This is a genomic window from Saccharothrix sp. NPDC042600, assembly GCF_040647305.1.
GTDB lineage: Bacteria > Actinomycetota > Actinomycetes > Mycobacteriales > Pseudonocardiaceae > Actinosynnema > Actinosynnema mutabilis.
On sequence record NZ_JBEZBW010000047.1, the window covers coordinates 34,966 to 61,894 of the forward strand.

Sequence of the window (26,929 nt, forward strand, 5' to 3'; positions counted from 1 at the left end):
GCGAAACGCGACCGACCGATGACCGAGCGCTCCTAACATTCCTCGCAGGGAGGAATAAATGAGCGAAAAATCAGCGGTCGACGATTTTGTACCGGTCATCGACCTGTCGACCCGCACCACCCCCGGGGGCCGCCGGCGGATCGCCGAGGCCATCGGGAAGTCCTGCCGGCGCTCGGGCTTCTTCACGATCGTGGGCCACGGCGTCCCCCAAGACCTGGTGGACCGCATGCACCACGTCACCAACACCTACTTCACCCTGCCGGAAACGGAGAAGGACAAGTCCGCGAGCGTGGCGGGCGTCTCGGGCCTGCGCCGCTTCCTCGGCACGGCGGACACGCCACCGGGCCTCTACGAAGCCTTCGCGGCCCACGTCACCGGCGACCTGCCCGAAGACGAGCGAGCCGCGCTGGGCACCTACCCGGCGACGTGGAAAGTCGCCAACATCTGGCCCGACACCCCCGCGGCGTTCAAGGAGACCTGGCACGAGTACATGGCCGCCATGACCTCCCTGTCCGAGGACGTCATGCGCCTGTTCGCACTGGCCCTGGACCTGCCGGAGACGTTCTTCGACGAGAAGTTCGACCGGCACGTGTCCCTGCTGCTGGCCAACTTCTACTACCCGCAACCGGCCGTGCCGCCGTCGGGCCGGATCCGCCGCGAGTCGCACACCGACTGGGGCACCCTGACGATCCTCTACCAGGAGGACGGCCTGGGCGGCCTCCAGGTGCTCACCGACACCGGCGAATGGCGCGACCTGCCGGCGGTCCCCGGCAGCTTCGTGGTCAACATCGGCGACCTGATGGCCTTCTGGACCGGCGGCCGTTGGGCCTCCACCGTGCACCGGGTCGTCAACCCGGAACGGGGCGGCATCAGGTCCCGGATCTCGATCCCGTTCTTCCACCTGCCCAACCACGACACGTCGATCGAGCCGATCCACCCAACCACCGAGGACGCGGAATTCGACCGCGTCACCGTCGGCGAGTGGTTCTCCCACAAGATGCGCCAGACCTTCGCCCCCGAACTGCCGGCCTGACCACACGCGCCGCAGACGCTTTTGATCGGGCTATCAGCACGGGGAAGGGCGTCGGTTCGCCCGACTTGCGGGAACGAACCGACGCCCTTCCACCCCCAGGGCCTGCGCCCGTTTTTACTTGCGGTTGTAGAGCCGCATGGTCCAGGCGCCGAACACAATGGTGAACAAGGCGGCATACCCGCCGGTCCACATCATCGCGTCCCCGTCGAACTGCCCCGCCATCAACGCCCGCACCGCCTCGACCAACTTCGTGATCGGGTTGACGTTGACGAACGCCTGCAACCACCCGGGCATCGTCGTCGGACTGACATAAACGTTGGACAGGAACGTGAGCGGGAACAGGAACAGCATGCTCACGCCCATCACGGACTTCTCGCTGCGCATCATCAGCCCGAACATCGTCCACACCCACGAGAACGCGAACGAGAACCCGATCAGCACCGCGATCCCCAGCACCACGCCCACGAACCCGCCGTCCGGCCGGAACCCGATCACCAACCCGACGACCAGGATCACCAACGACGCCAGCGCGTAGCGCAGCAGGTCACCCAGGATGTAGCCCACCATCGGGGCGGGCCGCCAGATCGGCAGCGTGCGGAACCGGTCGAACACGCCCTTGCCGATGTCCGTGTTCACCGCGACACCGGTGTACATCGTGATCATCACGACGCTCGTGACCGTGATGCCCGGCAGCAGGTACTGGATGTACTCCCCCGGCGACCCGGCCAGCGCGCCGCCGAACAGGTAGGTGAACATCAGGATCATCATCACCGGGAACGCGGTGACGTCGAACAGCTGCTCCGGCACGTGCTTGATCTTCAGCACCGCCCGCCACCCGAAGGTCAGCGACGCGGACAACGCGCTGGGCCGGCGCGGCGTGGAGGACTCCAGCAGCAGCTCGGCCAAGTCCTGCGGCCGGGGCGCGGACAGGGCGGCCTCGGGCTCCTTGGTGACGGTCACGCCGCAACCTCCTTCTTCTTGTCGGTCAGGGCCAGGAACACCTCGTCGAGGCTGGGCTGACCCAGGGAGAAGTCGTCCACCGTGATGCCCTCACGGGCGAGCTGGGCCAAGGCCTCGGCGGCCTGCTCGGTGGCCCGACCGGACAGCCGCGCGGTCAGGGCGACCGGGTCGGCGTCCAGCAGCACGTCGGCGTCCAGCACGCGGGCCAGCAGGGCCCGCGCGGTGGGCCGCTGGTCGGCGTCGCGCAGCCGCAGGTGCACCGCGCCCACGCCGACGGACGCCTTCAGCTCGCCCTTGGTGCCCTCGGCGATGACCTTGCCGTGGTCGATCACCGCGATGCGGGAGGCGAGCTGGTCGGCCTCGTCCAGGTACTGCGTGGTCAGCAGCACGGTGGTGCCGTGCGCGACGACCGCGCGGACGATGTCCCACACCTGGTTGCGGCTGCGCGGGTCCAGGCCCGTGGTGGGCTCGTCCAGGAACAGCAGCTTCGGGGTGTTGAGGATGCTGGCGGCGATGTCCAGGCGCCGCCGCATGCCGCCGGAGTAGTGCTTGACCTGCTTGGCGGCGGCGTCGGTGAGGCCGAACGCGGCCAGCAGTTGGGCGGCGCGGTCCTTGGCGTGCCGGCGGGAGTGGCCCAGCAGGCGGCTGAGCAGGACCAGGTTCTCCGTGCCGGTCAGGTCCTCGTCCACCGACGCGTACTGGCCGGTCAGGCTGACCAGCGAGCGCACCTCGTCCGGATCGGCCCGGACGTCGTGCCCGAAGATCCTCGCCTCGCCGTCGTCGGGCCGCAGCAGGGTGGCGAGCATCCGGACGGTGGTGGTCTTGCCCGCGCCGTTGGGGCCGAGCAGGCCGTACACGGTCCCGGCGGGCACGGTGAGGTCGACGCCGTCCACCGCGCGGGTGTCGCCGAAGACCTTCACCAGTCCCGCTGTCTCGATCGCGTTCACGTGGTGTCCCCTCTCATGTGACGTAAGGCCGCAGGCCACGGGCCTCCCGCAGGGCGCACGCCCACCAGACGAGCTGGTCGAGCATGGCCGCCGCGGCGAGCCTGCGGGCCTCCGTGTCCATCGGGTCGGCGTCGCCCAGGTCGATGCCGACGGTGTTGCGCACTGTCATGACGTGCAATTCGGTGAAAACCGAGCGCAGTTGCTCGACGGCGTGCAGCCCGGCCGACCGGTAGCCGTAGGAGACGAACCCGGCGGGCTTGGCGTGCCACTCGTCGTAGGCGAAGTCGATCGCCTGCTTGAGGGAGGCGGGGAAGCTGCGGTTGTACTCGGGCGTGACGACGACGAACCCGTCGGCCCGCCCGATCCGCTCGGCGAAGCGCCGCACCTCGGCGGTCGGCTGCCGCGGGTAGTGCGCCGGGAAGTCGAACTCCGCGAGGTCGAGCACGTCGACCGCGCAGTCGCCCCGTCCCCCGGCCACCTCGGCGACCCACCGCGCGAAGGCGTCCCCGACCCGCCCTTCCCGCGTGCTGCCGACGACCACGGCGATCCGCACCGGCTGCATCCGCCACCTCCTCTCACCCAGGAGGCGCTAGACGGGGTGCCAGACGCCATCTAGCGGACCGCGAGACCACGCGAGAACGCAAAAGGGCCCCGCGCCGACCGGCGCGGGGCCCGAAGACCGAAAGGGGTCAGATCCGGCAGGTGTCCAACGAGCTGACCAGGATCGCCCGCGCCCCGACCTGCCACAGCTGGTCCATGATGAACGGCGCGTCGTCCCGCGGCACGAGCGAGCGCACGGCCACCCAGCCCTCCCGCGCCAACGGCGACACGGTCGGCGACTCGATGCCCGGCACCAGCTTGAACGCCTCCTCCTGCGCCGACACCGGGCAGTCGAAGTCCAGGATCACGTACCGCCGCGCGATCAGCACGCCCTGCAGCCGCCGGTGCAGGATCTCCACCGAGCGCACGGCGCCCGGCGTCTCCGCCACGGTGTCGCCCTGGATCAGCACGGCCTCGGACTTCAGGATCGGCTTGCCGAACGTCTCCAGGCCGGAGGTCTTCAGCGTGATGCCGGTCTCCACCACGTCCGCGATGGCGTCGGCCACGCCCAGCTCGACCGCCGTCTCCACGGCCCCGTCCAAGCGCACCAGCTTGGCCTTGATGCCCTGCTCGGACAGGTACTCCTCGACCAGGTTCGGGTAGCTGGTGGCGATCCGCTTGCCCTCCAGGCCCGCCTGGTCGCTGATCCCGCCGGGCTTGGACGCGAAGTAGAACGACGCCTTGCCGAACCCGAGCGGCAGGATCTCCTTGGCCGACACGCTGGAGTCCAGCAACAGGTCCCGGCCGGTGATGCCGACGTCGAGCGACCCCTCGCCGACGTAGACCGCGATGTCGCGCGGGCGCAGGAAAAAGAACTGCACATCATTCGCCGGGTCGGCCACGATCAGCTCGCGCCCCGACCGATGGACCCGGTACCCCGCCTCGGCCAGCATTTGCGCCGCGGGAGCACTCAGGGAGCCCTTGTTGGGCAGGGCGAAGCGAAGAGGAGCCATGGCCCGCAGTCTCCCACACCGCCGTGCACCGCCCTGACCTGGGGCCGGGGTTCCACGCAATGAGAAATGAATGGAAATCACACCATTCGCGACACGCCGGCAAAGCGTCAGAAAAGACGCCCCAAACGGGTGTGCGCGGTGAGCAGCCGGCCCAGTGCGAACGATGCCGCGATCGCCGCCGCCGCGACCGCGAACGCCTTGCCCTCCGCCGGCAGCGGAACCGGTCGGGCAGCCACGGCCAGCAGCACCAGCACCGGCCCCTGCACGACGAACGCCGCGAACGCCGACCGCGCCAACGCGCCCGCGAGCGCGCCGCCGCCGGTGAGCCGCCGCTGCGCCAGCCCGAGCAGCCACACCGAGCCGCCGACCACCAGCACCGACTCCACGACCGCGAGCACCAGCGCCTCCCACCGCCACCCGCCCAGGAACGGCCCGGACTGCCCGGACAGGTCCGACACCCCGGCCGCGACCGCCACCACCGGCACGGACGCGATCGCCGCGAACGCCACCACCCGGCAGGTCCGCCACATCCGCTCCGGCACGTGCGCCGCCAACCCGGCCCGCGCGCCGGCGATGCCCAGCCCGAACAGGGCGACCAGTTGCGGCCACCACCACACGTGCAGGTCCCCGACCTGGCCGCTGCGCGCCGGCACCCACAGCCGCACGGCGAATGTGGACACCGCCACCCCCGCCGTCACCGCGACCAGGTGCCCGGTGGTCAGCGTCGAGGGCGTGTCCGAGGGCCGCCCGACCGCCGCGTAGACCAGGGAGAACAGCAGGAGGATCGCCACGAACCACAGCGAGCCGGAGTCCAGCAGCGGGTCGCGGTGGGTGAAGACCCACCACGGCGACACGTCGTGCCCGGCCGCCCGGTAGGCCACCCACAGCGACAGCGGCCACACCAGCAGCGCCGACGCCACCCACGGGATCCCCAGGCGCACCAAGCGTTCCCGCGCGAACCGGGCCCGGCCCTTGCGGGCCAGCGAGCCGGGCGTGAACAGCCCGGACAGCAGGTAGAAGGTGCCCATCAGGAACAGTCCCGACGGTCCGAGGACCGCCGCCAGCACGGCTTCCACGCGGGGCGCGAAGGTGACCTCGTTGACCTCGTCGTAGGGCCACCCGCCCACGGCGGAGTACCCGAGCAGCGCGTGCCCGCCGATCACCCAGGCGACGAGCAGCACCTTCAGGTTGTCCACCGCGGCCAGTCGCGACCGCTGTCCCACCTGCGCGGTCATCGGTCAAAGGTAACGCCGGAGCGCCCACTCAGGCGATGGCCGTGAGGGCTTCGACCAGTTCCGGCCCGTCCAGCAGGACGCGGTCGTTGTGGTCGGCTCCGGGCACCTCGACGGTCCGCGCGCGGGCGGCCTCGGCGACGGCCCGGCTCTGCTCCGGCGGCACGACCGTGTCGGCGCCGCCGTAGACGACGGTCACCGGCGCGGTGGTCGCGGAGACGTGCTCGCGGGTCGGGAACCGGTCCAGCAGCAGCCACCGCACCGGCAGGAACGGGTAGTGCACGCGGCCCACGTCGGCCAGCGCGGTGAACGGCGAGCGCAGCACCAGGCCGGCGGGCGGGTGCTCGGTCGCCAACTCCGCCACCACCGCCGACCCGAGGCTCTCGCCGAAGTACACGACCCGGCCGGTCAGGAACGCGCGGGCGGCGCGGATGTCGCGCGCCAGGCCCTCCTCGGTCGGCGAGCCGGGGTTGCCGCCGTAACCCCGGTAGTCCACCAGCAGCACGGACAGCCCGCGCGCGGTCAGGGCGCGGGCCAGCGGGACGCGCAGGGACCGGTTGCCCGCGTTGCCCGGGGCGACCAGCACGGTGGCCCGCGCGCCGGCGACCGGGAAGTGCCAGGCGGTCAGGTCCAGGCCGTCGGAGGTGGTGAGGGTGACGTCCCGGCCGCCGGGCAGGACGTCGCCCGCGGCCGGCAGCGGCCCGCCGGTCGGCAGGTAGACGAGCTTGCGCTGGAACGCGAACAGACCGCCGAGCACCACGGCCACGATGGTGACGGCCACCGCGAACCGGATCAACACCCGCCTGCGCACCGCTCCATGATGAACCGGCTCCGGCGGACCGGCCGCGATGCGCCGGATTCGGTGAGCCGGCTCCGGCGGGCCGGCCCCGATGTGCCGGCTTTGGTGAGCCGGCTTCGGGTTGCGGCCTCGACCGGGACCGCCCGCGCGCCGCCCACTACCCTGTTTCGCCGATTGGCGGTGAGTGCCGTGAACACTGGCTTCCTGGACCGGATCGCCCGCGCGATCGAGGCGGACGAGCGCGCCGCCGTGGCCGCCGCCCGTGTCGAGCCGCGGTACCCGTACCGGCTGGCCGACGACCGGTTCGTGGTGACCGGCACCGCGTTGCCCGAGGTCGGCACGGCGGTGCGGCTGGGCGGTGTGCGCGGGCTGGTCACGCGGGTGGACGCGCGGACGGTGGTGGTCCGGTTCGAGGAGCCCGTGCGGCCGCCGCGGACCGGGGTGCTGGAGCCCGCCGTCGCGTCGTTCGCGGCGCAGCGCGCGGCGTTGGCCGCCCTGCGCGGGCACCGGCTCCTGGCGCCGCTGTCCGAAGGCCGGGTCGCGTCGTTCACGCCGGCCCCGGACGCTCCCGCCGGACTCGACGCGGACCAGCGGGAAGCGTTCCGCCGCGGGGTGGCCGTCCCCGACCTGCTGGTGGTGCTCGGCGAGCCGGGCAGCGGGAAGACCCGGCTGGCGCGCGCCTTGACCGGCCACGGTGTGTCCACTGTGGACGACGCTCACCGCCTCGGCCTGCCGGACCTGGTGGCCCGGCTGGTCAACGTCGATCGGGCGGTGCTGCTGGGCGACGGCGGAGTGCCCGCCGAGCTGGCCGCGCGGCTGCCGGACCGCAACGTCGTGCGGTTGGGCCGCCGGCGGACGGCCCCGCCCGAGATCGCCGAGTTCTGCGCCCGCCTGCTCGGCGGGGACCCGGCGGCGGTGGCCCGGCCCGCGCGCCGCGACGACGTGTTCGCCGGTCCGCTCGCGTTCGTCGACACCTCCGGCCTGCCGGAACGGCGGCGGCGGGAACGTCCCGCGCGGCGGCGCGACCGCGGCCGGCCCGGCTTCTACAACCCGGTCGAGGCGAACCTGCTCGCCCGGCTCGCCGCGCACTACGAGGCGACCGGGCGCGACTGGGCGGTGGTCGTCCCGTACGCCGCGCAGGCGGAGGAGGTGACCGCGCGGATCGTGGCGATCGTCGGGCCGCACGCGCGGGTCGGGCGCAACGTCGGCGCGGAGGACTTCCGCGGCGGCGACCGGCAGGTGGTCCTCTACGGCTTCACCCGCGACCGGGCGGACCTCCGCCGCACCGGCGCGGCGCTGGCGGCCACGCGGGCGGCCGAGCAGCTGGTGCTGGTCGGCGACCTGCCGGCGCTGTCCCGCGAGTCCCCGGTCCTGGCGCTGCCCGAAACCCGCGCCCACGACGAAGTCCTCGCCGCCCTCACGACCCGCCGGGCATGACCGCCCCGGGACGCCCCCTCACGACCCGCCCGGGGTGACCAGGCCCGTCTCGTAGGCCGCGATCACCGCCTGCACCCGGTCGCGCAGCCCCAGCTTGGCCAGGATGCGCGCGATGTGGGTCTTCACCGTCGCCTCCGACAGGTGCAGCCGGCCCGCCAGCTCCGCGTTGCTCAACCCGCGCGCCAACATCCCCAGCACCTCCAGCTCGCGCGGCGTCAGCGCGGCCAGGTCGCGGTGGACCGCCGGGGTCCCCGCGTCGTCCCGGTGCGCGAACCGCTCCACCAGCCGGCGGGTGATGGTCGGCGCGAGCAGCGCGTCCCCGGTGCGGACCAGGCGCACCGCCGACACCAGGTGCTCGGGCGTCACGTCCTTGAGCAGGAACCCGCTCGCCCCGGCCGCCAGCGCCGCGTACACGTAGTGGTCCAGGTCGAACGTCGTCAGCATGATCACGCGCGGCTCGTCGGGCCGGCCGGCGAGGATGCGGCGGGTGGCCTCCAGGCCGTCCAGCTCGGGCATGCGGATGTCCATCAGCACCACGTCGGGCCGGGTGCGCCGGACCGCCGCCACGGCCTGCTCCCCGTCCGCCGCCTCGGCCACCACGTCGATGCCGTCGGCGGACAGGATCATCCGGAAACCGGTGCGCACCAGGACCTGGTCGTCGGCGACCACGACCCGCGTCACGTCCCCTCCAGCGGGATCAGGGCCCGCACCCGGTAGCCGCCGGTCGGGCGCGGACCGGTGTGCAGGGTGCCGCCGTAGACCGACAGCCGTTCGCGCAGCCCGATCAGGCCGCGCCCGCTGCCGGCCGCGCCGGTGGGCTTGCCGCCGGTGTCGGCGACCTCCACGGACAGGTGCTCGGGCGTGTACTCGACGGTGACCGTCGCCGACGCGCCCGACGCGTGCTTCACGGTGTTGGTCAACGCCTCCTGCACCACCCGGTACGCGGCCAGCCCCACCCCGCTGGGCACCGGGCGCGGGTCGCCGGCCACCGTCAGGCCCACCGGCATGCCCGCGCCGCGCATCCGGCCGACCAGGTCGTCCAGGCGGTCGATGCCGGGCTGCGGCGCGAGGTCGTCGGCGGCCGGGCCGTCCGGGGTGAGCAGGCCCATCACGTGCCGCAGCTCGGCCATCGCCGAGCGGCCCGCCGCCTCGACCGCCAGCAGCGCGTCGCGGGCCTGGTCGGGCGCGGAGCCCATGACCTTGCGGGCCGCGCCGGTCTGGATGACCATCACGCTCACGTTGTGCGTCACCACGTCGTGCAGCTCACGGGCGATGCGGGCGCGTTCCTGCTCGACGGCCCGGCGCAACGCGTCGCGCTGTTCGCGCTCCATGACCGACAGGCGGGTGCGGCGCTCGTCGGCGCGCAGCTTCCACGTGCGCAGCCCGTTGGCGGCCAGCACCAGCGGCACGACCACCAGCAGCGGCACGTACTCGTTGGGCACGGTCGGCAGGACCGGGTGCTCGGGCAGCCACACCGCGAGCACCGCCAGCGGCAGGGACGCCAGGGTCGCCACCCGGTACGGGCTGTACGCGGCGGCGGTGTAGGCGGCGATGACGCACGCGTAGAACGTCAGCCGCGGCGCGTCCGGCACCAGCAGGCCGACGGCGACGACCACCCACAGCACGGCCAGCGGGTACCGGCGGCGCAGCACCAGCGCCAGCGACGCGACCAGCGCCACGAGCACCGCGCTGACCTCCGAGCCCGCGTACGCCGACGGCGGCTCGCCGACGCGCACCACCACGTCCGGCGGCGGCGCCGGGGGCGCCATCGGACCGGGTGGGAACAGCCCGACCGGCGCGTCGAAGTCGGTGATGTTCAGCGCGAAGTCCAGCGAGGCCGCGCACAGCACCAGCGCCACCGCGACGTCGAAGACCAGGCTGCGGCGACCGGGCCGCGGCAGCGGTCCGGTGGGGCGCGCCACCAGGGCCGCCCACGCGCGCAGTCGGTCGATCACCGGCCCATTCTGTCCGACGCGCCCCGCCACGACACCCCTCCGGAGGTCTCCCCGCCGTACGACCCTCGACTACATCGCGCGGAGGACACGGTGTCGAGTACTCCCGACGCGGTACCGGAAATGCCCCCGGCGACCGACGTGCCCGCCCCCGCCCGGCTCCTAGCGTCCCCGGCACCGAAATCTCCGGGGTAAGGGGAGCGATGTCCACACCGCTGATCGAACTGCGCGACGTCACCCGCGGGTACGAGAACGGCCCACCCGCGCTGCGGGACGTGTCGCTGACCGTGCGGGAGGGCGAGGCGGTGGCCGTGCTCGGGCCGTCGGGCAGCGGCAAGTCCACCCTGCTCAACCTGGTCGCGGGCCTGGACCGGCCGGACGAGGGCACGGTCACCGTGGCCGGTACGCGCGTGGACGGGCTGGGCGAGGCGGGCGCGGCCCGGTACCGGCGGACCGGCGTCGGCATGGTGTTCCAGTTCTTCAACCTGCTCGACGACCTGACCGTGCTGGAGAACGTGGTCCTGCCCGCGCGGCTGGCCGGGACCGGCCGGGCCGACGCCCGGCGGCGCGCCACCGGGCTGCTGGAGCGGCTGGGCATCGCGCGGCACGCCGCCGCCCACCCGGGCCGGCTCTCCGGCGGTGAGCGGCAGCGGGTGGCGGTGGCGCGGGCGCTGGTGAACCGGCCGCCGCTGCTGCTGGCCGACGAGCCGACCGGGGCCCTGGACAGCGCGGCCGGCGCGGACGTCGCGGACCTGCTGGTCGAGCTGAACGCGGACGGGCAGACCGTGGTGCTGGTGACGCACGACCTGGAGCTGGCGCGGCGCTGCACCGCCCGGACCGTGCGGCTGGTCGACGGCCGGGTGGCGCTGGACGAGGTGACGGCCCGGTGAGCGCCCTGCTGAGCCTGATGCGCTCCGGGGTCACCCGGCGGCGCGTGCAGTCGGCGGTCATCGGGCTGGCGGCGATGATGTCGGTGACCGCGGCGCTGCTGGGCGGGTCGCTGCTGGTGGTGTCGTCCGCGCCGTTCGAGGACGCGTTCGCCGCCCACCGGGGCGCGCACCTGTCCGTCGAGTTCACCGCGACGGCGGCGGAGGCGGCGGCCACCGCGGGCACGGCGTCGGCGTCCGCCGGTCCGTTCCCGACCGCGTCGTCGGCCGTGCGCGCCGACGGGATCGACCTGCCGCCGGTGACCGTCGTGGGCCGCGCCGACCCCGGCGGGCCGGTCGACCGGCTGACCCTGGTGGACGGCGAGTGGGCGGACGGCCCGGACGAGATCGTCGTGGCGACCTCGTTCCCGATGACGGGGTTCGTCGGCAGGCGGGTGACGCTCACCGACCTGCCCGGCTCTCCGTCGCTGGAGGTCGTCGGCGTGGCCCGGTCGGTCACGCGCACCGCCGAGGCGTGGGTGGCGCCGGCCGTGCTCACCGCGCCGCAGGGCCACCAGGTGCTGTACCGGCTGGCCGCGCCGCTGGAGGTGGACAGCGCTCTCTCGGCGATCACGGCGGCGGTGCCGCCGGACGCGGTCGCGGGCTCGCGGTCGTGGTTGACCGCGAAGCGGGAGGCCGTGCGGGAAAGCGCTCTGTTCGTGCCGTTCCTGGTGGCGTTCGGCGTGCTCGGGCTGGTGATGTCGGTGCTGGTGGTGGGCAACGTCGTCGCGGGCGCGGTCGGGTCCGGGGTGCGGCGGATCGGGGTGCTCAAGGCGTTGGGGTGCACGCCCGGCCAGGTGGTGTGGGCGTACGTCGGGCAGGCGCTCGTGCCGGCGGTCGTCGGTGTCGCGCTGGGTGTGGTCGCGGGCAACCTGCTGGCGATCCCCGTGCTGGGGCAGACCGAGGAGGTCTACGACGCGGACCTGTCCGTGCCGCTGTGGATCGACGTCGTGGTGGTCGTCGGCGCGCTGGGCGTGGTGACCGCGACGGCGTGGGTGAGCGCGCTGCGGGCCGGGCGGCTGCGGACCGTGGACGCGCTGGCCGTGGGGCGCACGGGCGCCACGCGGGGCCGTTCGGCGCTGCGGTGGTTCGGCGGGCTGCCGTTGCCGCTGGCGCTGGGCCTGGCCCGGCCGTTCGCGCGGCCGGCGCGGGCGTTCGGGATGGTGGCGGCGGTCGTGTTCGGCACCGCCGCCGTCACGTTCGCCCTGGGGTTGGGGATGTCGCTGGGCGTGATCCAGGGGGCGCGGGACTACGACACGTCCGACGTCACCGTGGGGCGGGAGGGTCCGCCGCGGCCCGGCGCGGTCGATCCCGACCCGGCGGTGGTCGGCGCGGCCATCGCGGCGCAGGCGGGCACGGACCGGTACTTCGGCTTGGCGCGGACGGAGGTCACCGTGCCGGGCATGGCCGGGTTCTCGCAGGTGTTCGCCTACGACGGGGACGCGAGCTGGGGCGGTCACCCGATGATCGCCGGGACTTGGTACTCGCGGCCCGGCGAGGCCGTCGTGCCGACCGCGTTCCTGACCGCGACCGGGAGCCGGATCGGGGACACGGTCACCTTGCAGCACAAGGGGGAAGCGGTCCCCGTGCGGATCGTGGGCGAGCTGTTCGACACCCGGCACGACGGTCTGGCGGTGTACGCGGACGCGGCGACGTTCCCGGGGCTGAAGGCGGGGACGTTCTTCGTGGCGGTGAAGGCGGGTGTGGCTGTTCAGTCCTATGTGGACGGCTTGAACGCGGCGCTCGGGTCGGCTTCGCGGGCGCGGCCCAGTGACGCGGGGCAGATGAGCGACACGATCGTGGTGATCGGCGCCCTGACCGCGCTGCTGACGTTGATGCTGGTGGCGGTGTCGGCGATGGGCGTGCTGAACACGGTGCTGCTCGACACGCGGGACCGGGTGCGGGACCTGGGCATCCACAAGTCGTTGGGCATGACGCCGCGGCAGACCATGGCGCTGGTGGTGTCGTCGGTGGGCGTGGTCGGTGTGGTGGGCGGCGGGCTGGGAGCGCCGTTGGGGGTGGCCCTGCACGACCGGATCGTGCCCGCGATGGGCCGGGGGGCGGGGACCAACCTGCCGGCGGCGGCGTTCACCGTGTACTCGCCGTGGGTGCTGGCGGGGTTGGTGGCCGGCGGGGTGGTGATCGCCGTGCTGGGCGCGCTGCCACCCGCCGGGTGGGCCGCGCGGACCCGGACGGCCACGGCACTGCGCACGGAGTAGGCGGACGGGAAGCCGGCCGGCCCGCTCGGAGTGCCCGGCCCGCGGGCCGGCGCGCAGAAGCCCGACAGCGAGCCGGGAGTCAGCCGGTGGGCAGCAGTTCCCGGCCCCGGTCGTGCCACCACGCGTCGAAGGCCGGGCTGCACCCCTCGCGGGCGGCGTACGCGGCCAGGACCCGGGCGTGGATCTCCTCCACGTGCGCCGCCACCACCGTGTCCGGCCGGTAGTACAGCCGCAGCTCCTGCCACAGCGGCTGGTCCTCCAGTGCCCGCACGGCGATGCTGCCCGGCCGGTCGCGGCTGGTGGCCAGGGCCGGGGCGACGGCGAGCTTGGCGTGCACCAGTTCCAGCATCGTGGCCAGGCAGTGGGTGCTGTGCGGTTGGCGCAGCACCAGGCCGTGCTCCCGGCAGGTCCGGCTCAGGTACGCCGACCACCGCGTCGTGCCGGGCGGTTCGTCCACCCACGGGTGGTCCAGGACGTCGGCCAGCGCCACCGGTCCCGGCCGCACCGCCGGGTGGTCGTGGGCCATCGCCACGAACACCGGCTCGGCCGGGTGCACCAGGACGCTGGCCACGCCGGGCGGGGTGGTCGTGCCGGGCAGCGGCGGCCGGTAGACCAGCGCGAGGTCCAGCTCGCCGATCGCGACCTTCTCCACGCTGATCCGGTCGTCGGTGTCCTCCACCAGGTGCACGTCCGCGCACCACGGCTGCTCCCGCAACCACCGGCTGACCACGACGTGCAGGAACCCGCAGTACCCGCCCACCCGCAGCGGGTCCGACGGGTTCCCGCGCCGCGACCACTCGGCGACCCGGTCGGCGATCGCGCCCATCCCGCCCAGCACGACGCGGGCCTGCGCCAGGACGTCGGTGCCCAGCGGGGTGGGCAGGCAGCCGTACTCGGTGCGGAAGAACAACGCGCCGCCCAGGCTGTGCTCGATCCGCTTGAGCAGCCCGGACAACGCCGGCTGGGACATCCCCAGCAGGCGGGCGCCCCGGGTGAGGCTGCCGGTGTCGTCGATCGCGATCAGCGCGCGCAGGTGCCGCACTTCCAGCTCCACGGGCCACTCCCCTGCTCCACGTAGGCGCGGCGGCTGGCGCGACCGTACCGCCGCCGCGCGCACGTGAGGAAGGGGTCGGCTACGGCTTGGCCGATTCCAGCGTGTACTGGCCGGACCCGCTGTAGGAGCGCAACTGCCAGCGGTAGCGGCCGGCCGTGCCCGTGTAGGTGACCTTCTCGGTGGACGTCGGGCCGGTGCCGGACGCGACCGTGCGCCAGGCCGTGCCGTTCCACTTCTGGAGGTAGAGGTCGAAGTCGGTGTTCGCCGGGCCGGTGAGGCACGCCTTGTGCGCGCCGGCCGCGGCTTCGTAGTAGCCGGACTTCGGTTCGACCGCGGTGCCCTGGGAGGTCAGGGTGCCGGTGCTCGCGGTGCCGCAGCCGCCGGGCGGCGGTCCGCCGTCGGAGGTCACCAGCGTGACGCCGTAGCGCTGCAGGATCTCCGGCACCGGCTGGAAGTAGGTCGTGGCCGCGCCGCCCTTGCAGTCGCCGGAACCGCCGGAGGTCACGCCCTGGGCCTGGTTGCCGGAGATGGCCGACCCGCCGGAGTCGCCGGGTTCGGCGCAGGCCGTGGTCTCGATCGCCTGGTAGACCTTGCCGATGGACGGCCCGTAGTCGACGGTCGCGTTGCGGGAGCGGATGGTGCCGCAGTGCCAGCCGGTCGTGCCGCCGGACCGGCAGATCGACGCCCCGACCGGCGCCTCCTCCGCGCCCGCGACGGCGACCCGGCCGCCGTTGTGGTCGTTGACCGCGCCGACCGGGGTGTTGCCCGCGTCGGTGCGCACGAACGCCATGTCGTCCACGGGGAAGCTGGACCCCTCGAACCGACCGCCGGGCTGGGTGGTCGTCTCGCCGACGTCGCCGCAGTGCCCGGCCGTGATGAACCCGCCGACCACGGAGAACCCGACCGAGCACCCGTACTGGCTGGTCCAGTACCGGTTCCCGCCCACCACGTCGATCAGCGGCCGGGCCCGCTCGGTGCTCTCGACCAGCCGCACCGCCCGCGCGTCCGCGCCGCTGCGCGCGACCCACGCGGCGACGGCGTCCCGCGTGCCGGGCCGGTGCTTGACCACCACGACGTTCGCGGCGGCGTCCACGTGCCAGCCGGGCACCCCGTCGGGCGCTTGGCCGGCGACCCCGTCGAGCTGCTCCTTGGCCCGGTCCAGCTCCGCCTCGGACCGTTCGACGACCCGGGCCACCCCACCGGCCGCCCGCACCTCGTCCGCGAGCCGCCCGTCGGTGACCCCGACGACGAGCACCCGCGCCCCGGCGTCGAACCAACTCCCGCCGAACCCGTCCCCCAACGCCCCACGCACACCCCGGTCCACCCCGGCCGCGACCCGTTCGGCGGCGAGCAGCGCGAGCGGGTCGGCGACCCCGAGATCCCGCTGGATGGCCGACAACATCCGCCCTTCCCCGGCCGCCGCGGGCACGCCACCCACCAACCCGGCCACCACGACCCCGACCACCGACACGACCACAGGCGACGACCGCAACCCGAACACGCGACTCTCCTCACGACGCAGGGAACCCCGGCACGGCGCAGGACCAGCCGGTTCCCCGGAACGTAAGCGCGCCCCCACCGCCCGGGTACCTCACAGCTGCCCATAGCACCGCCGGCGCCGGCCCGCCGCGGGTGTTTGTGCCGGTCACGGGCGGGTAGCCGGGGGTCATGGGTGATGAACGGATCCGGTCCGAGCAGCAGGAAGACGTCGAGCGCGCCGACGGTGGCCCGGAGGAGCACGCGCGCGACGCCATCCAGGTGACCACGCCCGGCGGCGGCGGCGAGCCGGTGGACGACGAGCCGGACGAGGTCGCCCTGGACGCGGGCACCGCCTACTCCGGCGGCCCCGAGGAGCAGGCGCTGCACATCGAGCAGCGCGAAGCGGGCGGCGGACGGGTCGACCGGCCCACCTCCGGCTACGTCGAGGACCGGACCGGCGAGTGAGGGCGCACGGCCGGTAGCGCGGGTGGCTGGAGGGACCACCGGGCCAAGGTGAGCGCGTCCGCGGGCGGGATGTCCCGGACGCGGTAGGCGTGCACGCCGGCGGCTGTGGCGAAGGTCAGGGTGGCCAGGTCGTTGCGGCGTTGGAAGGGTGACCGGGTCAGCTGCCACCCGACCACGCCCTCCCGCCGCAGCACCACCGTGCGCCGGGCGAACGTGCCGGACCGCATGACCACGACATCGCCGTCCACGCCGTGCCCCAACGCCCGATAAGCGTCGAAAGCCAGCCACACACCGGCCGCCGACGCCACCACCCCCAGCGCCACCGCCGCGTACGCGAACACCGGGGCCGGCACGCCGAGGGCCCCGACCGCGAGCACCGGCGGCACCACGACCAGCGGCACCCGCCCCAGCCGACGCCGCAAAGCCGCCACCGGGTGCCGCCGCAGGGCCACCGGGTGCCGCCGCGCGGTATCCACCGGGTACCGCCGCGCAGCATCCACCATATGCCGTCGCGGATCCGACACCGGCCGCCGCCGAAGGGCCACCGCGGGACCGCCCACCACCGTCAACGCCACCCGCCACGCCGACGCCACCGGCGCGGGCGGCAGCAGCGCCGACCCGGCGGCCGACGAACGGTCCTCGGCCGTGCCCACCCCCACCGCGATCACGTTCGTCCGCGCCGCGCCCACCAGCCGCAACAGCAGCGGCTCGGTCACCTGCACGCCCCGCACCCGCGCCCGGTCCACGGTCAGCGACCGCGTGGTCAGCAGCCCCCGCCGCACCCGGAACGCCTCCCCCACCCGGGACAGCCGGAAGTCCCACCACGTCTCCACGAACCACGCCGTCGAACCGCACGCCCCCAGCACGACCACCGAGGCCACCAACGCGAGCACCGCCACCCACCCGGGCAGACCGGCGAACCAGGCGTACACGCCCCGCACGAACCCCAGTTCGTACGGCTCGACCCCGAACGCGTCCACGACCCGGTACGCACCACCCAGGGCCACCCCGACCCCGCCGACCGACCAGAACGTCAACGGCCCGTACTTCAGCCACGCGCGGTCCACCACGGCCAGTGGCTCCTCACGCCCCGACGGCCACAGGCGGTCCCGCAACGCCGATGCCCGCGCCCGGGTCACGCCGTCCAGCCGCAGCCGGCCCTCCCCCGTCGACACCTCGACCGCGGCCAACCCCAACACCCGGTGCACGGGCCGCGCGACGACGTCCACGCCCCGGATCCGGTCCACCGCCGCCGTCCGCACCCGCCGGAACACCAGCCCCGACCGGACCTCCACCCCGGCCGCCGTGACGCGGTACCGCGTGGTCGCCCACCGCAGCACCACCACGCCCGCCACCACCAGCGAGGTCACCACCAGGCTCGCCAGCGTGATCACCGCCGCCGGCGTCACGCCGTCCAGCAGCACCACCCCGAGCGCCGCGACCAGCGGCCCGACCACCCACGACACCCCGACCAGCACCAACCTGGGGTGCAGCCGCTCCCACCCGGTCACGTCGCGTCACCCCCGTGCCGCCGCACGGCCTGCGCCAACTCGTCCACCAACCGCTCGGCCACCGCCCGGTCCAGCCCCTTGATGGTGACCGCGCCCGCCGTGGACGCGGTGGTGAGCGTGACCCCGGTCAACCCGAACGCCTGTTGCACCGGCCCGCGCAGCGTGTCCACGGTCTGCACCCGCGCCAACGGCGTGACCCTCCACTTCTGCCACAGCCACCCGCTGCGCGCGTAGACCACGTCCTCGGTGACCTCCCACCGGTGCACCCGGTACCGCCACCGCGGCATCACCACCACGTACACCAGACCGACCACACCGGACACCACCGCCAACGGTCCGAACAGGAACCGCGTCGGCGGGATCGTCAACGCGAGCACCCCGAACACCACCACCGGCGGCAACGCCCACAGCGACCCCACGGCCGTCCACCACCCGATCGCCCGGCGGTCCAGCCGGTGCCGCGGCGGCCGGAGCCCCGCTTCCCCAGTCCACAACGGACTCCTGCCTCCCCTGGTCGCCAACGCGTTCGACGCTAGGTCCGCGCGCGGTCGTCCCGGGACGACCGACCGGTGGACCCGGCCGTCCGTCGACCGGTGGACACCGGCGGGCGACCCGGCTCTGGTAGGACTGGGCGCGTGTCCGAACCGGGAACGGCCGTCGCGCCGCAGCGCCGACTGGTCCTGCGGGACCTGTACTTCGCGGTGTCCTACCTGGTCACGGCCGTGCTGGTGCTGGACACCGCGGCCGTCGTGCCGCTGACCGCGGGTGCGGTCTGGTACGTGGTCGCGGGCCGGCCGCCGATGGCGGTGGAGGACCGGCGCAACGGCGTGTTCGCCGGTGTCCTGTTCGGACTGTTCGCCGTGGCCGTGCTGCTCAAGCCGGTCAGCGGGTTCGCGCTGTTCGCGGTCGTGCCGATGCTGTTGATGACCCTGCCCACCGCACCCGCGCTGGTCCTGGCGACGGTCGGCAACCTGCTGCCGGCGCTCGTGGTGTGGTGGCGCTTCGGCGCGGGCCCCGAGCTGCGGGGGCTGCTGCCGATCACCGCGCTGGGCATCGCCGTCTCGACCCTGATGGGCCTGTGGATCACCAGGGTCGTCCGCCAGAACCGCGAACGCGCCGCGCTCATCGACGAGCTGCGCCGCAACCGCGCGGAGGCCGCCCGCCTGTCCCGCGCGGCGGGGGTGGCCGCCGAACGCGAGCGCCTGGCCCGCGAGATCCACGACACCCTGGCGCAGAGCCTGACCAGCGTCGTCGGCCTGATCGACGCGGCCGAGTCCGACCCGCGCGCCGACCGCGCCCGGCTGCTCGGGCTGGCCCGAGCAGCGGCGGAGGACGGCTTGGCGGAGGCGCGGCACTTCGTCGCCGCCCTCAGCCCGCCGGCCCTGCGCGGCGGGTCGCTGGCCGACGCCCTGCGCCGCCAGGCCGCCGGGCCGGGCGTCGAGTTCGAGGTGGAGGGCGCGGAGGTGCCGCTGCCGATGGCCACGCGGGTCGTGCTGCTGCGGGTGGCGCAGGAGGCGATGGCCAACGCCCGCAAGCACGCCGGCGCGACCCGCGTCGGGCTGACCCTGGTGTTCGGGGAGGGCGAGGTCGAGCTGGCGGTCGTGGACGACGGGCGCGGGTTCGACCCCGACGCCGCGACGGGCGGGTTCGGCCTGGCCGGGATGCGGTCCCGGGTCGAGGAGGTCGGCGGCGGCCTCACCGTCACCACGGCCCCGGGCGAGGGCACGATGATCACGGCCACCGTGCCGGCGGGGAGCGCGCGATGACCACCACGGTCCTGCTGGCCGACGACCACCCGGTGGTCCGCGAGGGCCTGTCGGCGATGCTGGAGGCGGCGGACGTCGAGGTCGTGGGCCGGGCCGCGTCCGGCGCGGAGGCCGTGGCGCTGGCCGTGCGGGCGAAGCCGGACGTGGTCCTGATGGACCTGCGCATGCCGGGCGTGGACGGCGTCGAGGCGACCGCGCGGATCGTGGCGGAGGTGCCGGGCACGCGGGTCGTGGTGCTGACGACGTACGAGAGCGACGCGGACATCCTGCGCGCGGTCGAGGCGGGGGCCGCCGGCTACCTGTTGAAGGGCGCTTCGCGGGTGGAGCTGGTGGCGGCGATCCAGGCGGCGGCGCGCGGCGAGACGGTCCTGTCGCCTTCGGTGGCGCAGGTGCTGTTCCGCGCGCGGACACCCCGGCCCCAGGCGTTGTCCGGCCGGGAGCGCGAGGTGTTGGCGCTGGTCGCGCGGGGGTTGAGCAACGCGGAGATCGGCCGCGAGCTGTTCATCGCGGAGGCCACGGTGAAGACGCACCTGCTGCGGTCGTTCAAGAAGCTCGACGTGTCCGACCGCACGGCCGCCGTCATGGCCGCCGTCGAGCGCGGGTTGCTGTCGTAGGGGTCAGCGGTCGAAGACCACCACCTCGTACCGGTCGGCGGCGGGCGGGAAGCCGGTGTCGAACTTGGCGTTGACGACGGCCAGGCGGTTGCCGTGCTTGGCGATGGTCGCGGGGACCCGGAAGTGGGGGCTGGTCGTCGTCTTGACGACCTCGCCGGTGCTCAGGTCGGGGCTCAGGTCGATCTCGACCACGGTGTTCAGGAAGTTCAGCACGGCCCACAGCCGGCCCGATCGCAGGAGGATGCCATCCGCGGAGGGCACGCTGACACCGGCGATCGTGGCGCTCGCGCCGGTCTTCGGGTCAACGGTGTTCAGGACGCCGTTGGTGGTGTGGGCCACGATCAGGGTGCGGCCGTCCGGGGTGGCGGCGATGCCGTTGTTGTTGAACTGGCCACCGGTGTCGGCGGCCGGGCCGGACAGCGCCAGGGTCTCGTGCGGACCCAGGCCGGTCGGGGTGAACGGCACGAAGTAGAGCCTGGGGTGGAAGGTGTCGGTGAACCACGCGCCCCGGTGGGTGACGGCCACGTCGTTGACCAGCGACGTGCCGGGGGCGGCGAACTGGTAGGTGGCGACCGTGTCGCCCGTGTCCAGGTCGTAGACGTGCGCGTTGCCCTGGAACCCGCCGGCGACGAACAGGAGGTGACGCGCCTCCTCCACCGTCATGCCCACGGCCATCCGGGAGCCGTTCGGCACGTCGATGAACAGCTCCGCGGTGCCGGCCCGCAGGTCGCCCCGGTAGATGTCGCCCGCGAACAGGTCGCCGGCGTAGAAGGTCGTGCCCCTGCCGGTGGCGATGCCCTCCGCCGAGGTGGCGCCGGGCAGCACGATGACCTCCTCCGCCTGCTCGGCGGTCGCGACCGCCGGGGAGAGGGCCACGAGCAGCGCGGCCACGACCAGGATGCGTCCGGGTGATGCGCTCATCCCGGCAGTGTGCGCCGCCGGACGGAGCAGGCGGATGGGCCGAAAGGCCCCCGGTCAGCACGCCTCCACCAGCAGGCCCATCGACTGGGCGCGCAGCACCGTGGAGAGCCGGTCGGTGGTGCCGAGCTTGCGGTAGACGTTCTGGAGGTGGCGGTGGACGGTCCGGGGTGAGATGTCCATGCGGCGGGCGATGGCCTCGGCGGTCAGGCCCTGCGCGAGGACGGTCAGGACCTTGTGCTCGCGCTCGGTGAGGCCGTGGTCGGGGACCGTGCCCGCCCAGGTCGTGCCGGCGCGGTCGAACAGGCCCGGTTCGCAGGCGTCCAGCAGGGCGCGGGCCTGGTCCCACTCGCGGCGCTCGCGCTCGGGCCGGTCGGCCTGGCGGAACAGCGCGGCGGCGATGACCCTCGCCCGGCCGGCCTGCACCGGGTGGTGCGCCTTCTCCAGCAGGTCGGCGGCCTGGGCGGCGGCGGTCGCGGCCTCGACGGGGTCGGTGTGGCGCAGGGCGGCGGCCTGGGCGAGCCGGGCGAAGCCGTGCCGCAGGCGGCCGGGGAACTCCGCGACCAGCGACCGGGCGTACTCCGCCCAGCGGACGGCGTCGGCGGTGCGGTTGCGGGCGCTGTCGGCCAGGGCCAGCAGGGCGCACCACTCGACCGTCGCGAGCGGGTCCACCAGCGGCAGGTCGAGGCTGCCGCCCGCGTCGAGGAGGTGCTCCACGCACCGGCCGGGGTCGTTGGAGTGCAGGGCGGCCAGGCCCAGCGCGTGGTGCGCCGGGAAGTCCGGGCTCGCCGCGACCGCCTGCTCGGCCAGCCGCAGCCCTTCGGCGACCTCGCCCCGCCACACGGCGATCCGCGCGAGGCCGGCCAGGGCGAGGGCGTCGGTCGCGCCGGTCGTCCGGTGGGTCTCGGCGGCGTCGCGGTAGCACTCGGCGGCGGCGGCGAGGCGACCCAGGCGCTCCAACGCCTCGCCGCGCGCTTGGGCGAGGTCGCCCAGGACGTCGCCGCGGTCCTCGTCGCGGGCCGCGCGGACGGCGCGGTCGAGGTGGCGCAGGGCGTCGGCGGGGCGTTCCAGCGCGGTGAGGGCGCGGCCCAGCCACAGCAGGGCCTCCGGCGGGCAGTCGGTGCCGGCGGCCAGCGCGACGGCCTCCTCCAGGAGGTGGGGCGTGCGGCGGTCGACGGGTTTGCCCAGCCGGACCGCGAGCGCCGCCACCAGCAGGGCCGGGTCGCCCAGCCGGCGGGCGGCGCGCACGACGTGGTCGGCGCGGGTGCGGCCGGCGGCGGGGTCGGCGGCCAGGCCGATCGCCAGCAGCAGCCGGCCGCGCCGGTCGATGAGGTCGCGCTGCTCGCGTTCGAGCAGGGCGTTCGCGTCGGCGTGGCGGCCGTGTGCGCGGTCGGTGAGGGCGCAGCGCAGGGCGATCTCTGGCCGGTCGGGCGGGCACAGGGCGAGCAGGTCGCGCACGGCCCGGCGGTGCTCGTGGGGGCGACCGGCGGCGTGGGTGGCGGCGACCAGGCCACGCAGGAGGTCCCGGCGGGTGGCGGTGTCCTCGCGGGGCGTGCGGCGCAGGGCGGCGTCCAGCCAGTGCGCGGCCACGGCGGGCGCGATGCGGGCGGACGCCTCGGCCGCGGCCACCAGTTCGCCGACCGACCCCGGCCCGCTCGGCGCGGCCGGCGGGCTCGGCACCACCCGGCTCTCCCCCGCCGTCTCGACCAGGTGGGTGTCGGCGGGCAGGCGCAGGCGGTGGTCGTCGGCCACCGCGACCACCACGTGGGCCGTCGGCGGGTGGCGGAAGAGGTGGTCCAGCAGTTCCAGGGTCGCCGGGTCGGCCAGGTGCGCCTCGTCCACCGCGATCAGCAGGCCCGGGGTCCGCGCGATCGACTCGACCAGTTCGGCGGCGGTGCGGTGCACGCGATGTCGTTCCACGGCGTTGAACAGGCACGCGGCACGGTCCAGCGACGCGTGCAGCACGGCGCCCAGCAGCAACAACGCGTTCTGCGCGGTGACGGACTCCACCCCGCGCAACGCCCGCCGCAGGACCCCGAACGGCACGAACCGGTCGGCCTCGGCGGCGTGCGCGTGGACGACGGCCATGCCCTCCCGCCGCGCCGCCCCGGCCAGCTCGGCCAGCCACCGCGACCGGCCGGCCCCCGCCACGCGGACCGCCCGCGGCCCGCCGGGTCTCAGCACGTCGGTGGAACTCGTGGTCATGGCACCTCCCGGGGACAAGGAGGGGACCGGCCGGCGGGGGATACGCCGGATGCGGAAATCACCCGGACGGGCGCGCCACCCGCAGGTCCACCTGGAGCAGCACCGGCGACACCGCGAACCCGGCCCGCACGTAGCTCGGCACCGCCCGCTCGGTCGAGTACACGGTCACCCGCTCCAGCCGCAGGTCGCGGGCCGCCGCCAGCACGTCCCCGACCAGCCGCCCGGCCACCCCGCGCCCCCGTTCGGCGGGCCGCACGTACACGCACTGGAGGTCCCCGGACGCCCGGTCGAACGACCGCGGGTGCGGCACCCGCACCACCACGCCCAGCCACGCCATCCCCAGCACCACGCCGTCCCGCACGGCCACCGAACACCGGTGCGAGGCCGTGTTCGCCTCCGCCCAGTCCGCGAACCGCGGCACGAACTCCGCCAGCGGCACGGGCACGGACCCGTGCACCTCCTCCACCCACCGCCACCGCAACTCGCCGACGGCGGCCAGTTCACGCGGTCGCGCGGCACGCACCTCGATGTCGTCCACGACCCCAGTCAACCGGTCCGTTCGGCAAACCGGCCGGATTTTCCGCTCCACGGCGGGACAATGGCGGGAAAAACTCGACAGGGGGTCGGGCGGTGCGAGACGGGGGGCTGTTCACACCGTTGCGGGAGCCGGTGTTCCGGCGGTTGGTCGCGGGGCGCGGGTGCGCCGAGCTGGCCAACGCGATCGCGCCCGTGGCGCTGGCGTTCGCCGTGCTGGACGTGACGGGCAGTCTGGTGCAACTCGGGGTCGTGGTCGGGGCGCGGTCGCTGGCCGTGGTGCTGCTGGTGCTGTTCGGCGGGATGCTGGCCGACCGGCTGCCGCGTTCGGTGATCCTGCAGGGCACCGCGCTGCTGGCCGCCACCACGCAGGCCGTGATCGCGGTGGGCGTGCTGGGCGGGTTCGCGACGTTGCCGCTGCTGGTGGTGCTCAGCATCGCCAACGGCGTGACGTCGGCGATGTCGCTGCCCGCGGCCGCCGCGCTGACCCCGCAGACCGTGCCCGCGGCGATCCTCACGCAGGCGAACGCGGTGGCGCGGATGTTCGTCAACAGCGGCCGGTTCACCGGGGCGGCGGTCGGCGGCGTCCTGGTCGGCGTGTTCGGACCGGGGTGGGCGATGTCGGTCAACGCGGGGGTGTTCCTCGCGGCGGCGCTGGCGTACCGGGCGGTGCGGGTCGAGCGGGCGCCGCGCGCCGCCGGGTCGGCGTTCAAGGACTTGGCCGACGGGTGGCGCGAGTTCACCGAGCACACCTGGGTGTGGGTGGTGGTGCTGCAGTTCATGGTCGTGAACGCGGTGCTGGCGGGCGGCTTGTTCGTGCTCGGACCGGCGGTGGCCGACCAGTCCATCGGGCGCACGGCATGGGGTTTCGTGGTCGCCGCGCAGACCATGGGCGCGTTGGTCGGCGGGGTGCTGATGGCGCACTGGCGGCCCCGGCGGGCGTTGTTCGCCGGGGTGGCGGTGGTGCTGCTGGAGGTCATCCCGTTGATCACGCTCGCGCAGGCGCCGCACGTGCTGCCGTTGCTGCTGGCGATGTTCGTGGTCGGGGTGTCCGGCGAGGTGTTCGTGGTGGCGTGGGACGTGTCGCTGCAGGAGAACATCCCGCCGGACAAGCTCGCCCGGGTCTACTCCTACGACATGCTGGGGTCGTTCATCGCGCTGCCGGTGGGCGAGGTGGTGGCCGGGCCGTTGGGGACGCGGTTCGGCACGGAGACGACGTTGCTGGCCGGGGCGGTGGTGTTGGCGTTGGTCACGTGCTGGTCGTTGTCCAGCCGGCAGGTGCGCGGGTTGGTGCGGCGCGCGCCGGTGGAGGCGTCGGGCTGAAGTCCAGTTTCGCGGAAGTGGCCCGCGACAGCGGTTCCGGGCGCGTGCGAGGGTCGGCACGCGTTCCCCGAGCCCCTTGGAGTGACCCCGTGGACCCCGTGCTGGCCGCCGACCTCGCCGCCCTGCCGGACGTGCTCGACACCACCCGCCGGTACGCGGCGGAGGTGCTGGCCGGGCTGGGTGAACGCCCGGTGAGCCCGGCGGTGACGGCCGATCCTCGTGCGCTGCCGGTGGCCGGCGGTGGTTTCGCGGGGGCGCTGGCGGAGTTCGGCGAGCGGTGGGCGGACGGGTTCGCGGCCTCCGCCGGCCCGCGCTACCTGGGTTTCGTCACCGGTGGCGCGACACCGGCGGCCGTGGCGGGCGACTGGCTGGCCAGCGCGTTCGACCAGAACCCGGCGTCGCGGAGTGGGGCGGAGGCGGCGACCGAGCTGGAGCGGGAGACCGTGCGGTGGCTGGCTGAGTTGTTCGGAGTGGACGGTCACACCGGCGCTTTCGTCAGCGGCGCCACGATGTCGAACTTCGTGGGCCTCGCGATCGCGCGGGAGTGGCTGGGTGAGCAGCGCGGGGTTTCGGTGGCGGAGCAGGGGGTCGCGGCCCTGGGCGAGGTGGCCGTGTTGTCCGGTTCGCCGCATTCGAGCGTGTTCAAGGCGCTGTCGATGCTCGGCCTGGGGAGGGGTTGCGTCCGGCTCGTGCCGACGTTGGCCGGGCGGGAGGCCGTCGATGTGGGGGCGTTGGAGGAGGTGCTGGGGTCGATCTCGGGGCCGGTGATCGTGGTGGCCAACGCGGGGACGGTCAACACGGTCGATTTCGACGACCTGCGGGCGCTGGTGGGGCTTCGGCAGCGGTACCCGTTCTGGCTGCACGTCGATGCCGCGTTCGGCGGGTTCGCCGCGCTGAGTGGGGAGCACGCGCACTTGGTGGACGGGTTGGCGGAGGCCGACTCGGTGTGCGTGGACCTGCACAAGTGGCTCAACGTGCCGTACGACTCGGCGGTGCAGTTCACGCGACGACGCGACCTGCAGGTGAGGGTGTTCCAGAACGCTGCCGCTTACCTCGGCCTGCCGACCGAGGACCCGGACTTCGTGCACCTGACTCCGCAGAACTCCCGCCGGTTGCGGGCGCTGGCGGCGTGGTTCGCACTGGCCGCGTATGGGCGTGAGGGGCATCGTGAGGTGGTGGAGCGGTGCGTGGCGCAGGCCCGGCGACTGGGGGCGTTGCTTGACGGGACGGACGGGGTGCGGTTGCTGGCCCCGGTGCGGCTGAACGTCGTGTGTTTCGCGGTGGAGGGGGCGGAGGCGGGTGAGGTGTTGGAGCGGGTGAACGGTTCGGGCGAGACGTTCCTGACCCCGACGGTGTATGCCGGGCAGCCCGCACTACGAGCGGCATTCAGCAACTGGCGCACGACAGACAACGACACGGACCGCGTCCACGCCGCAATCGTCAAGGCACTCACAAACTAAACCTCAACCCGCACAGCGGCACTTCACGCCGCACCGCGGCGTTTCGCCGCGCAGCGGCGTGCTTTTGGTTTGGGCTCCCAGCCACAAGGGGCCTTCGTGTTCCCCACCGTATGACCTGTCCGAAGGGCTACCACACTTTTCGGGGGTCGGGCCAAAAAGTTTTGCGAGGAACGAGCAAAAGTTTTTCGACCGACCCCCGAAAAGTGTGGTCGGCTCCGCCAGGTCATGCGGTGGGGAACACGCAGGACCTTCCCCCCCACTGGAGGCCTCCCGGCCGCTTTTAAGCTTTGGAGCGCTTCGCGCGTGCGCGAAGCGCTCTCAAGCGCGAAGCGCGTTCATCCTCGGTTAGCGCGGAGCGCGTCCTGCTAGGACCCGCGAAGCGTGGATTTGAGTAGCGAAGCGTCAAGTCTAAAGCGTAAAAGAGCCTCGCCGGCGGGCGAGCCACCGAAGATGACACAACTGCCAAAGCGGGGGCTTCTTGCTTGTGTCATCTCCGCATGACCCGGCAAAGCCAACCACATTTTCCCGGGGTTGGTCGAAAA

The 26,929-nt window shown here is 74.1% G+C and carries 24 protein-coding genes; 9 read left to right on the forward strand and 15 right to left on the reverse strand.

The window, feature by feature from the left end:
• Positions 1-58 precede the first annotated feature (58 nt).
• Entirely contained in the window at positions 59-1,033 is a 975-nt protein-coding gene (locus tag AB0A74_RS25415) for a 2OG-Fe(II) oxygenase family protein (RefSeq protein ID WP_358253141.1), read from the forward strand.
• Between the two features lie 114 nt (positions 1,034-1,147).
• Here the strand turns inward: AB0A74_RS25415 and AB0A74_RS25420 are convergent, their stop codons facing one another.
• The 6 genes from AB0A74_RS25420 to AB0A74_RS25445 all read right to left on the reverse strand — a co-directional run bounded on the left by AB0A74_RS25420 (position 1,148) and on the right by AB0A74_RS25445 (position 6,536).
• Complete coding sequence (locus AB0A74_RS25420) at positions 1,148-1,939, reverse strand: ABC transporter permease (RefSeq protein WP_358253179.1); 792 nt, start codon at positions 1,937-1,939, stop codon at positions 1,148-1,150.
• A 50-nt stretch (positions 1,940-1,989) separates the two neighbouring features.
• The gene (locus AB0A74_RS25425; RefSeq protein WP_358253142.1) at positions 1,990-2,940 is read right to left on the reverse strand and encodes an ATP-binding cassette domain-containing protein; all 951 of its coding nucleotides are present in this window, start codon (positions 2,938-2,940) and stop codon (positions 1,990-1,992) included.
• Between the two features lie 13 nt (positions 2,941-2,953).
• Positions 2,954-3,502: an NAD(P)H-dependent oxidoreductase gene (locus tag AB0A74_RS25430; protein WP_358253144.1), complete on the reverse strand. Its 549-nt coding sequence runs from the start codon at positions 3,500-3,502 to the stop codon at positions 2,954-2,956.
• A 127-nt stretch (positions 3,503-3,629) separates the two neighbouring features.
• Positions 3,630-4,493: an ATP phosphoribosyltransferase gene (gene hisG / locus AB0A74_RS25435; RefSeq protein ID WP_358253146.1), complete on the reverse strand. Its 864-nt coding sequence runs from the start codon at positions 4,491-4,493 to the stop codon at positions 3,630-3,632.
• Positions 4,494-4,600: 107 nt separating this feature from the next.
• Positions 4,601-5,728 (reverse strand): acyltransferase, encoded by a 1,128-nt coding sequence (locus AB0A74_RS25440; protein ID WP_358253148.1) that lies wholly within the window; start codon positions 5,726-5,728, stop codon positions 4,601-4,603.
• 28 nt (positions 5,729-5,756) lie between these two features.
• On the reverse strand, positions 5,757-6,536 hold the full coding sequence (locus AB0A74_RS25445; RefSeq protein ID WP_358253149.1) for an alpha/beta fold hydrolase: 780 nt from the start codon (positions 6,534-6,536) through the stop codon (positions 5,757-5,759).
• 177 nt (positions 6,537-6,713) lie between these two features.
• Here AB0A74_RS25445 and AB0A74_RS25450 point away from each other — a divergent pair, with 177 nt between their 5' ends.
• The gene (locus AB0A74_RS25450) at positions 6,714-7,961 is read left to right on the forward strand and encodes a hypothetical protein (protein WP_358253151.1); all 1,248 of its coding nucleotides are present in this window, start codon (positions 6,714-6,716) and stop codon (positions 7,959-7,961) included.
• A gap of 18 nt (positions 7,962-7,979) precedes the next feature.
• Here AB0A74_RS25450 and AB0A74_RS25455 read toward each other — a convergent pair whose 3' ends face one another.
• Together AB0A74_RS25455 and AB0A74_RS25460 are read right to left on the reverse strand one after the other, a co-directional pair.
• A complete protein-coding gene (locus tag AB0A74_RS25455) occupies positions 7,980-8,642 on the reverse strand; it encodes a response regulator transcription factor (protein WP_358253153.1) in 663 nt (220 codons plus the stop codon).
• On the reverse strand, positions 8,639-9,916 hold the full coding sequence (locus tag AB0A74_RS25460) for a histidine kinase (protein WP_358253155.1): 1,278 nt from the start codon (positions 9,914-9,916) through the stop codon (positions 8,639-8,641). Before AB0A74_RS25460 ends, AB0A74_RS25455 begins: the two co-directional genes overlap by 4 nt.
• Positions 9,917-10,116: 200 nt before the next feature.
• Between AB0A74_RS25460 and AB0A74_RS25465 the strand changes: the two genes are divergently transcribed.
• Entirely contained in the window at positions 10,117-10,803 is a 687-nt protein-coding gene (locus AB0A74_RS25465; RefSeq protein ID WP_358253157.1) for an ABC transporter ATP-binding protein, read from the forward strand.
• Positions 10,800-13,058, forward strand: coding sequence for an ABC transporter permease (locus tag AB0A74_RS25470; protein WP_358253159.1), 2,259 nt, complete (start codon positions 10,800-10,802; stop codon positions 13,056-13,058). The genes AB0A74_RS25465 and AB0A74_RS25470 overlap by 4 nt, the downstream gene beginning before the upstream one ends.
• A 79-nt stretch (positions 13,059-13,137) precedes the next feature.
• Here the strand turns inward: AB0A74_RS25470 and AB0A74_RS25475 are convergent, their stop codons facing one another.
• The gene (locus tag AB0A74_RS25475) at positions 13,138-14,112 is read right to left on the reverse strand and encodes a LysR family transcriptional regulator (RefSeq protein ID WP_358253160.1); all 975 of its coding nucleotides are present in this window, start codon (positions 14,110-14,112) and stop codon (positions 13,138-13,140) included.
• Positions 14,113-14,191: 79 nt separating this feature from the next.
• On the reverse strand, positions 14,192-15,613 hold the full coding sequence (locus tag AB0A74_RS25480; protein WP_358253162.1) for a S1 family peptidase: 1,422 nt from the start codon (positions 15,611-15,613) through the stop codon (positions 14,192-14,194).
• 167 nt (positions 15,614-15,780) lie between these two features.
• Here AB0A74_RS25480 and AB0A74_RS25485 point away from each other — a divergent pair, with 167 nt between their 5' ends.
• A complete protein-coding gene (locus tag AB0A74_RS25485) occupies positions 15,781-16,056 on the forward strand; it encodes a hypothetical protein (protein ID WP_358253163.1) in 276 nt (91 codons plus the stop codon).
• Here AB0A74_RS25485 and AB0A74_RS25490 read toward each other — a convergent pair.
• On the reverse strand, positions 16,029-17,567 hold the full coding sequence (locus AB0A74_RS25490) for a PH domain-containing protein (RefSeq protein WP_358253165.1): 1,539 nt from the start codon (positions 17,565-17,567) through the stop codon (positions 16,029-16,031). The genes AB0A74_RS25485 and AB0A74_RS25490 overlap by 28 nt on opposite strands.
• Positions 17,564-18,061 carry a PH domain-containing protein gene (locus AB0A74_RS25495; RefSeq protein WP_358253167.1) on the reverse strand — a complete coding sequence of 166 codons (498 nt, stop codon included), beginning with the start codon at positions 18,059-18,061 and terminating at the stop codon, positions 17,564-17,566. Before AB0A74_RS25495 ends, AB0A74_RS25490 begins: the two co-directional genes overlap by 4 nt.
• Positions 18,062-18,202: 141 nt before the next feature.
• Here AB0A74_RS25495 and AB0A74_RS25500 point away from each other — a divergent pair, with 141 nt between their 5' ends.
• Complete coding sequence (locus AB0A74_RS25500) at positions 18,203-19,333, forward strand: sensor histidine kinase (RefSeq protein ID WP_358253169.1); 1,131 nt, start codon at positions 18,203-18,205, stop codon at positions 19,331-19,333.
• Entirely contained in the window at positions 19,330-19,947 is a 618-nt protein-coding gene (locus AB0A74_RS25505) for a response regulator transcription factor (RefSeq protein WP_358253170.1), read from the forward strand. Before AB0A74_RS25500 ends, AB0A74_RS25505 begins: the two co-directional genes overlap by 4 nt.
• Before the next feature lie 3 nt (positions 19,948-19,950).
• Here AB0A74_RS25505 and AB0A74_RS25510 read toward each other — a convergent pair whose 3' ends face one another.
• Genes AB0A74_RS25510 through AB0A74_RS25520 form a run of 3 tightly spaced genes read right to left on the reverse strand, consistent with a single transcriptional unit; the run spans position 19,951 to position 23,608 of the window.
• Complete coding sequence (locus AB0A74_RS25510) at positions 19,951-20,868, reverse strand: hypothetical protein (RefSeq protein WP_358253171.1); 918 nt, start codon at positions 20,866-20,868, stop codon at positions 19,951-19,953.
• 54 nt (positions 20,869-20,922) lie between these two features.
• Entirely contained in the window at positions 20,923-23,070 is a 2,148-nt protein-coding gene (locus tag AB0A74_RS25515; protein WP_358253173.1) for a LuxR C-terminal-related transcriptional regulator, read from the reverse strand.
• 58 nt (positions 23,071-23,128) lie between these two features.
• Positions 23,129-23,608: a GNAT family N-acetyltransferase gene (locus tag AB0A74_RS25520; RefSeq protein WP_358253175.1), complete on the reverse strand. Its 480-nt coding sequence runs from the start codon at positions 23,606-23,608 to the stop codon at positions 23,129-23,131.
• A 92-nt stretch (positions 23,609-23,700) separates the two neighbouring features.
• Between AB0A74_RS25520 and AB0A74_RS25525 the strand changes: the two genes are divergently transcribed.
• Together AB0A74_RS25525 and AB0A74_RS25530 are read left to right on the forward strand one after the other, a co-directional pair.
• A complete protein-coding gene (locus AB0A74_RS25525; protein ID WP_358253176.1) occupies positions 23,701-24,927 on the forward strand; it encodes an MFS transporter in 1,227 nt (408 codons plus the stop codon).
• An 89-nt stretch (positions 24,928-25,016) separates the two neighbouring features.
• The gene (locus AB0A74_RS25530) at positions 25,017-26,387 is read left to right on the forward strand and encodes a pyridoxal-dependent decarboxylase (protein WP_358253178.1); all 1,371 of its coding nucleotides are present in this window, start codon (positions 25,017-25,019) and stop codon (positions 26,385-26,387) included.
• Positions 26,388-26,929: the final 542 nt, after the last annotated feature.

Coding starts and splice junctions, on each gene's coding strand:
- AB0A74_RS25415 (WP_358253141.1), top strand. CDS start 59: ATGAGCGAAAAATCAGCGGTCGACGATTTTGTACCGGTCATCGACCTG.
- AB0A74_RS25430 (WP_358253144.1), bottom strand. CDS start 3,502: ATGCAGCCGGTGCGGATCGCCGTGGTCGTCGGCAGCACGCGGGAAGGG.
- hisG (WP_358253146.1), bottom strand. CDS start 4,493: ATGGCTCCTCTTCGCTTCGCCCTGCCCAACAAGGGCTCCCTGAGTGCT.
- AB0A74_RS25440 (WP_358253148.1), bottom strand. CDS start 5,728: ATGACCGCGCAGGTGGGACAGCGGTCGCGACTGGCCGCGGTGGACAAC.
- AB0A74_RS25465 (WP_358253157.1), top strand. CDS start 10,117: ATGTCCACACCGCTGATCGAACTGCGCGACGTCACCCGCGGGTACGAG.
- AB0A74_RS25485 (WP_358253163.1), top strand. CDS start 15,781: ATGGGTGATGAACGGATCCGGTCCGAGCAGCAGGAAGACGTCGAGCGC.
- AB0A74_RS25505 (WP_358253170.1), top strand. CDS start 19,330: ATGACCACCACGGTCCTGCTGGCCGACGACCACCCGGTGGTCCGCGAG.
- AB0A74_RS25510 (WP_358253171.1), bottom strand. CDS start 20,868: ATGAGCGCATCACCCGGACGCATCCTGGTCGTGGCCGCGCTGCTCGTG.
- AB0A74_RS25515 (WP_358253173.1), bottom strand. CDS start 23,070: ATGACCACGAGTTCCACCGACGTGCTGAGACCCGGCGGGCCGCGGGCG.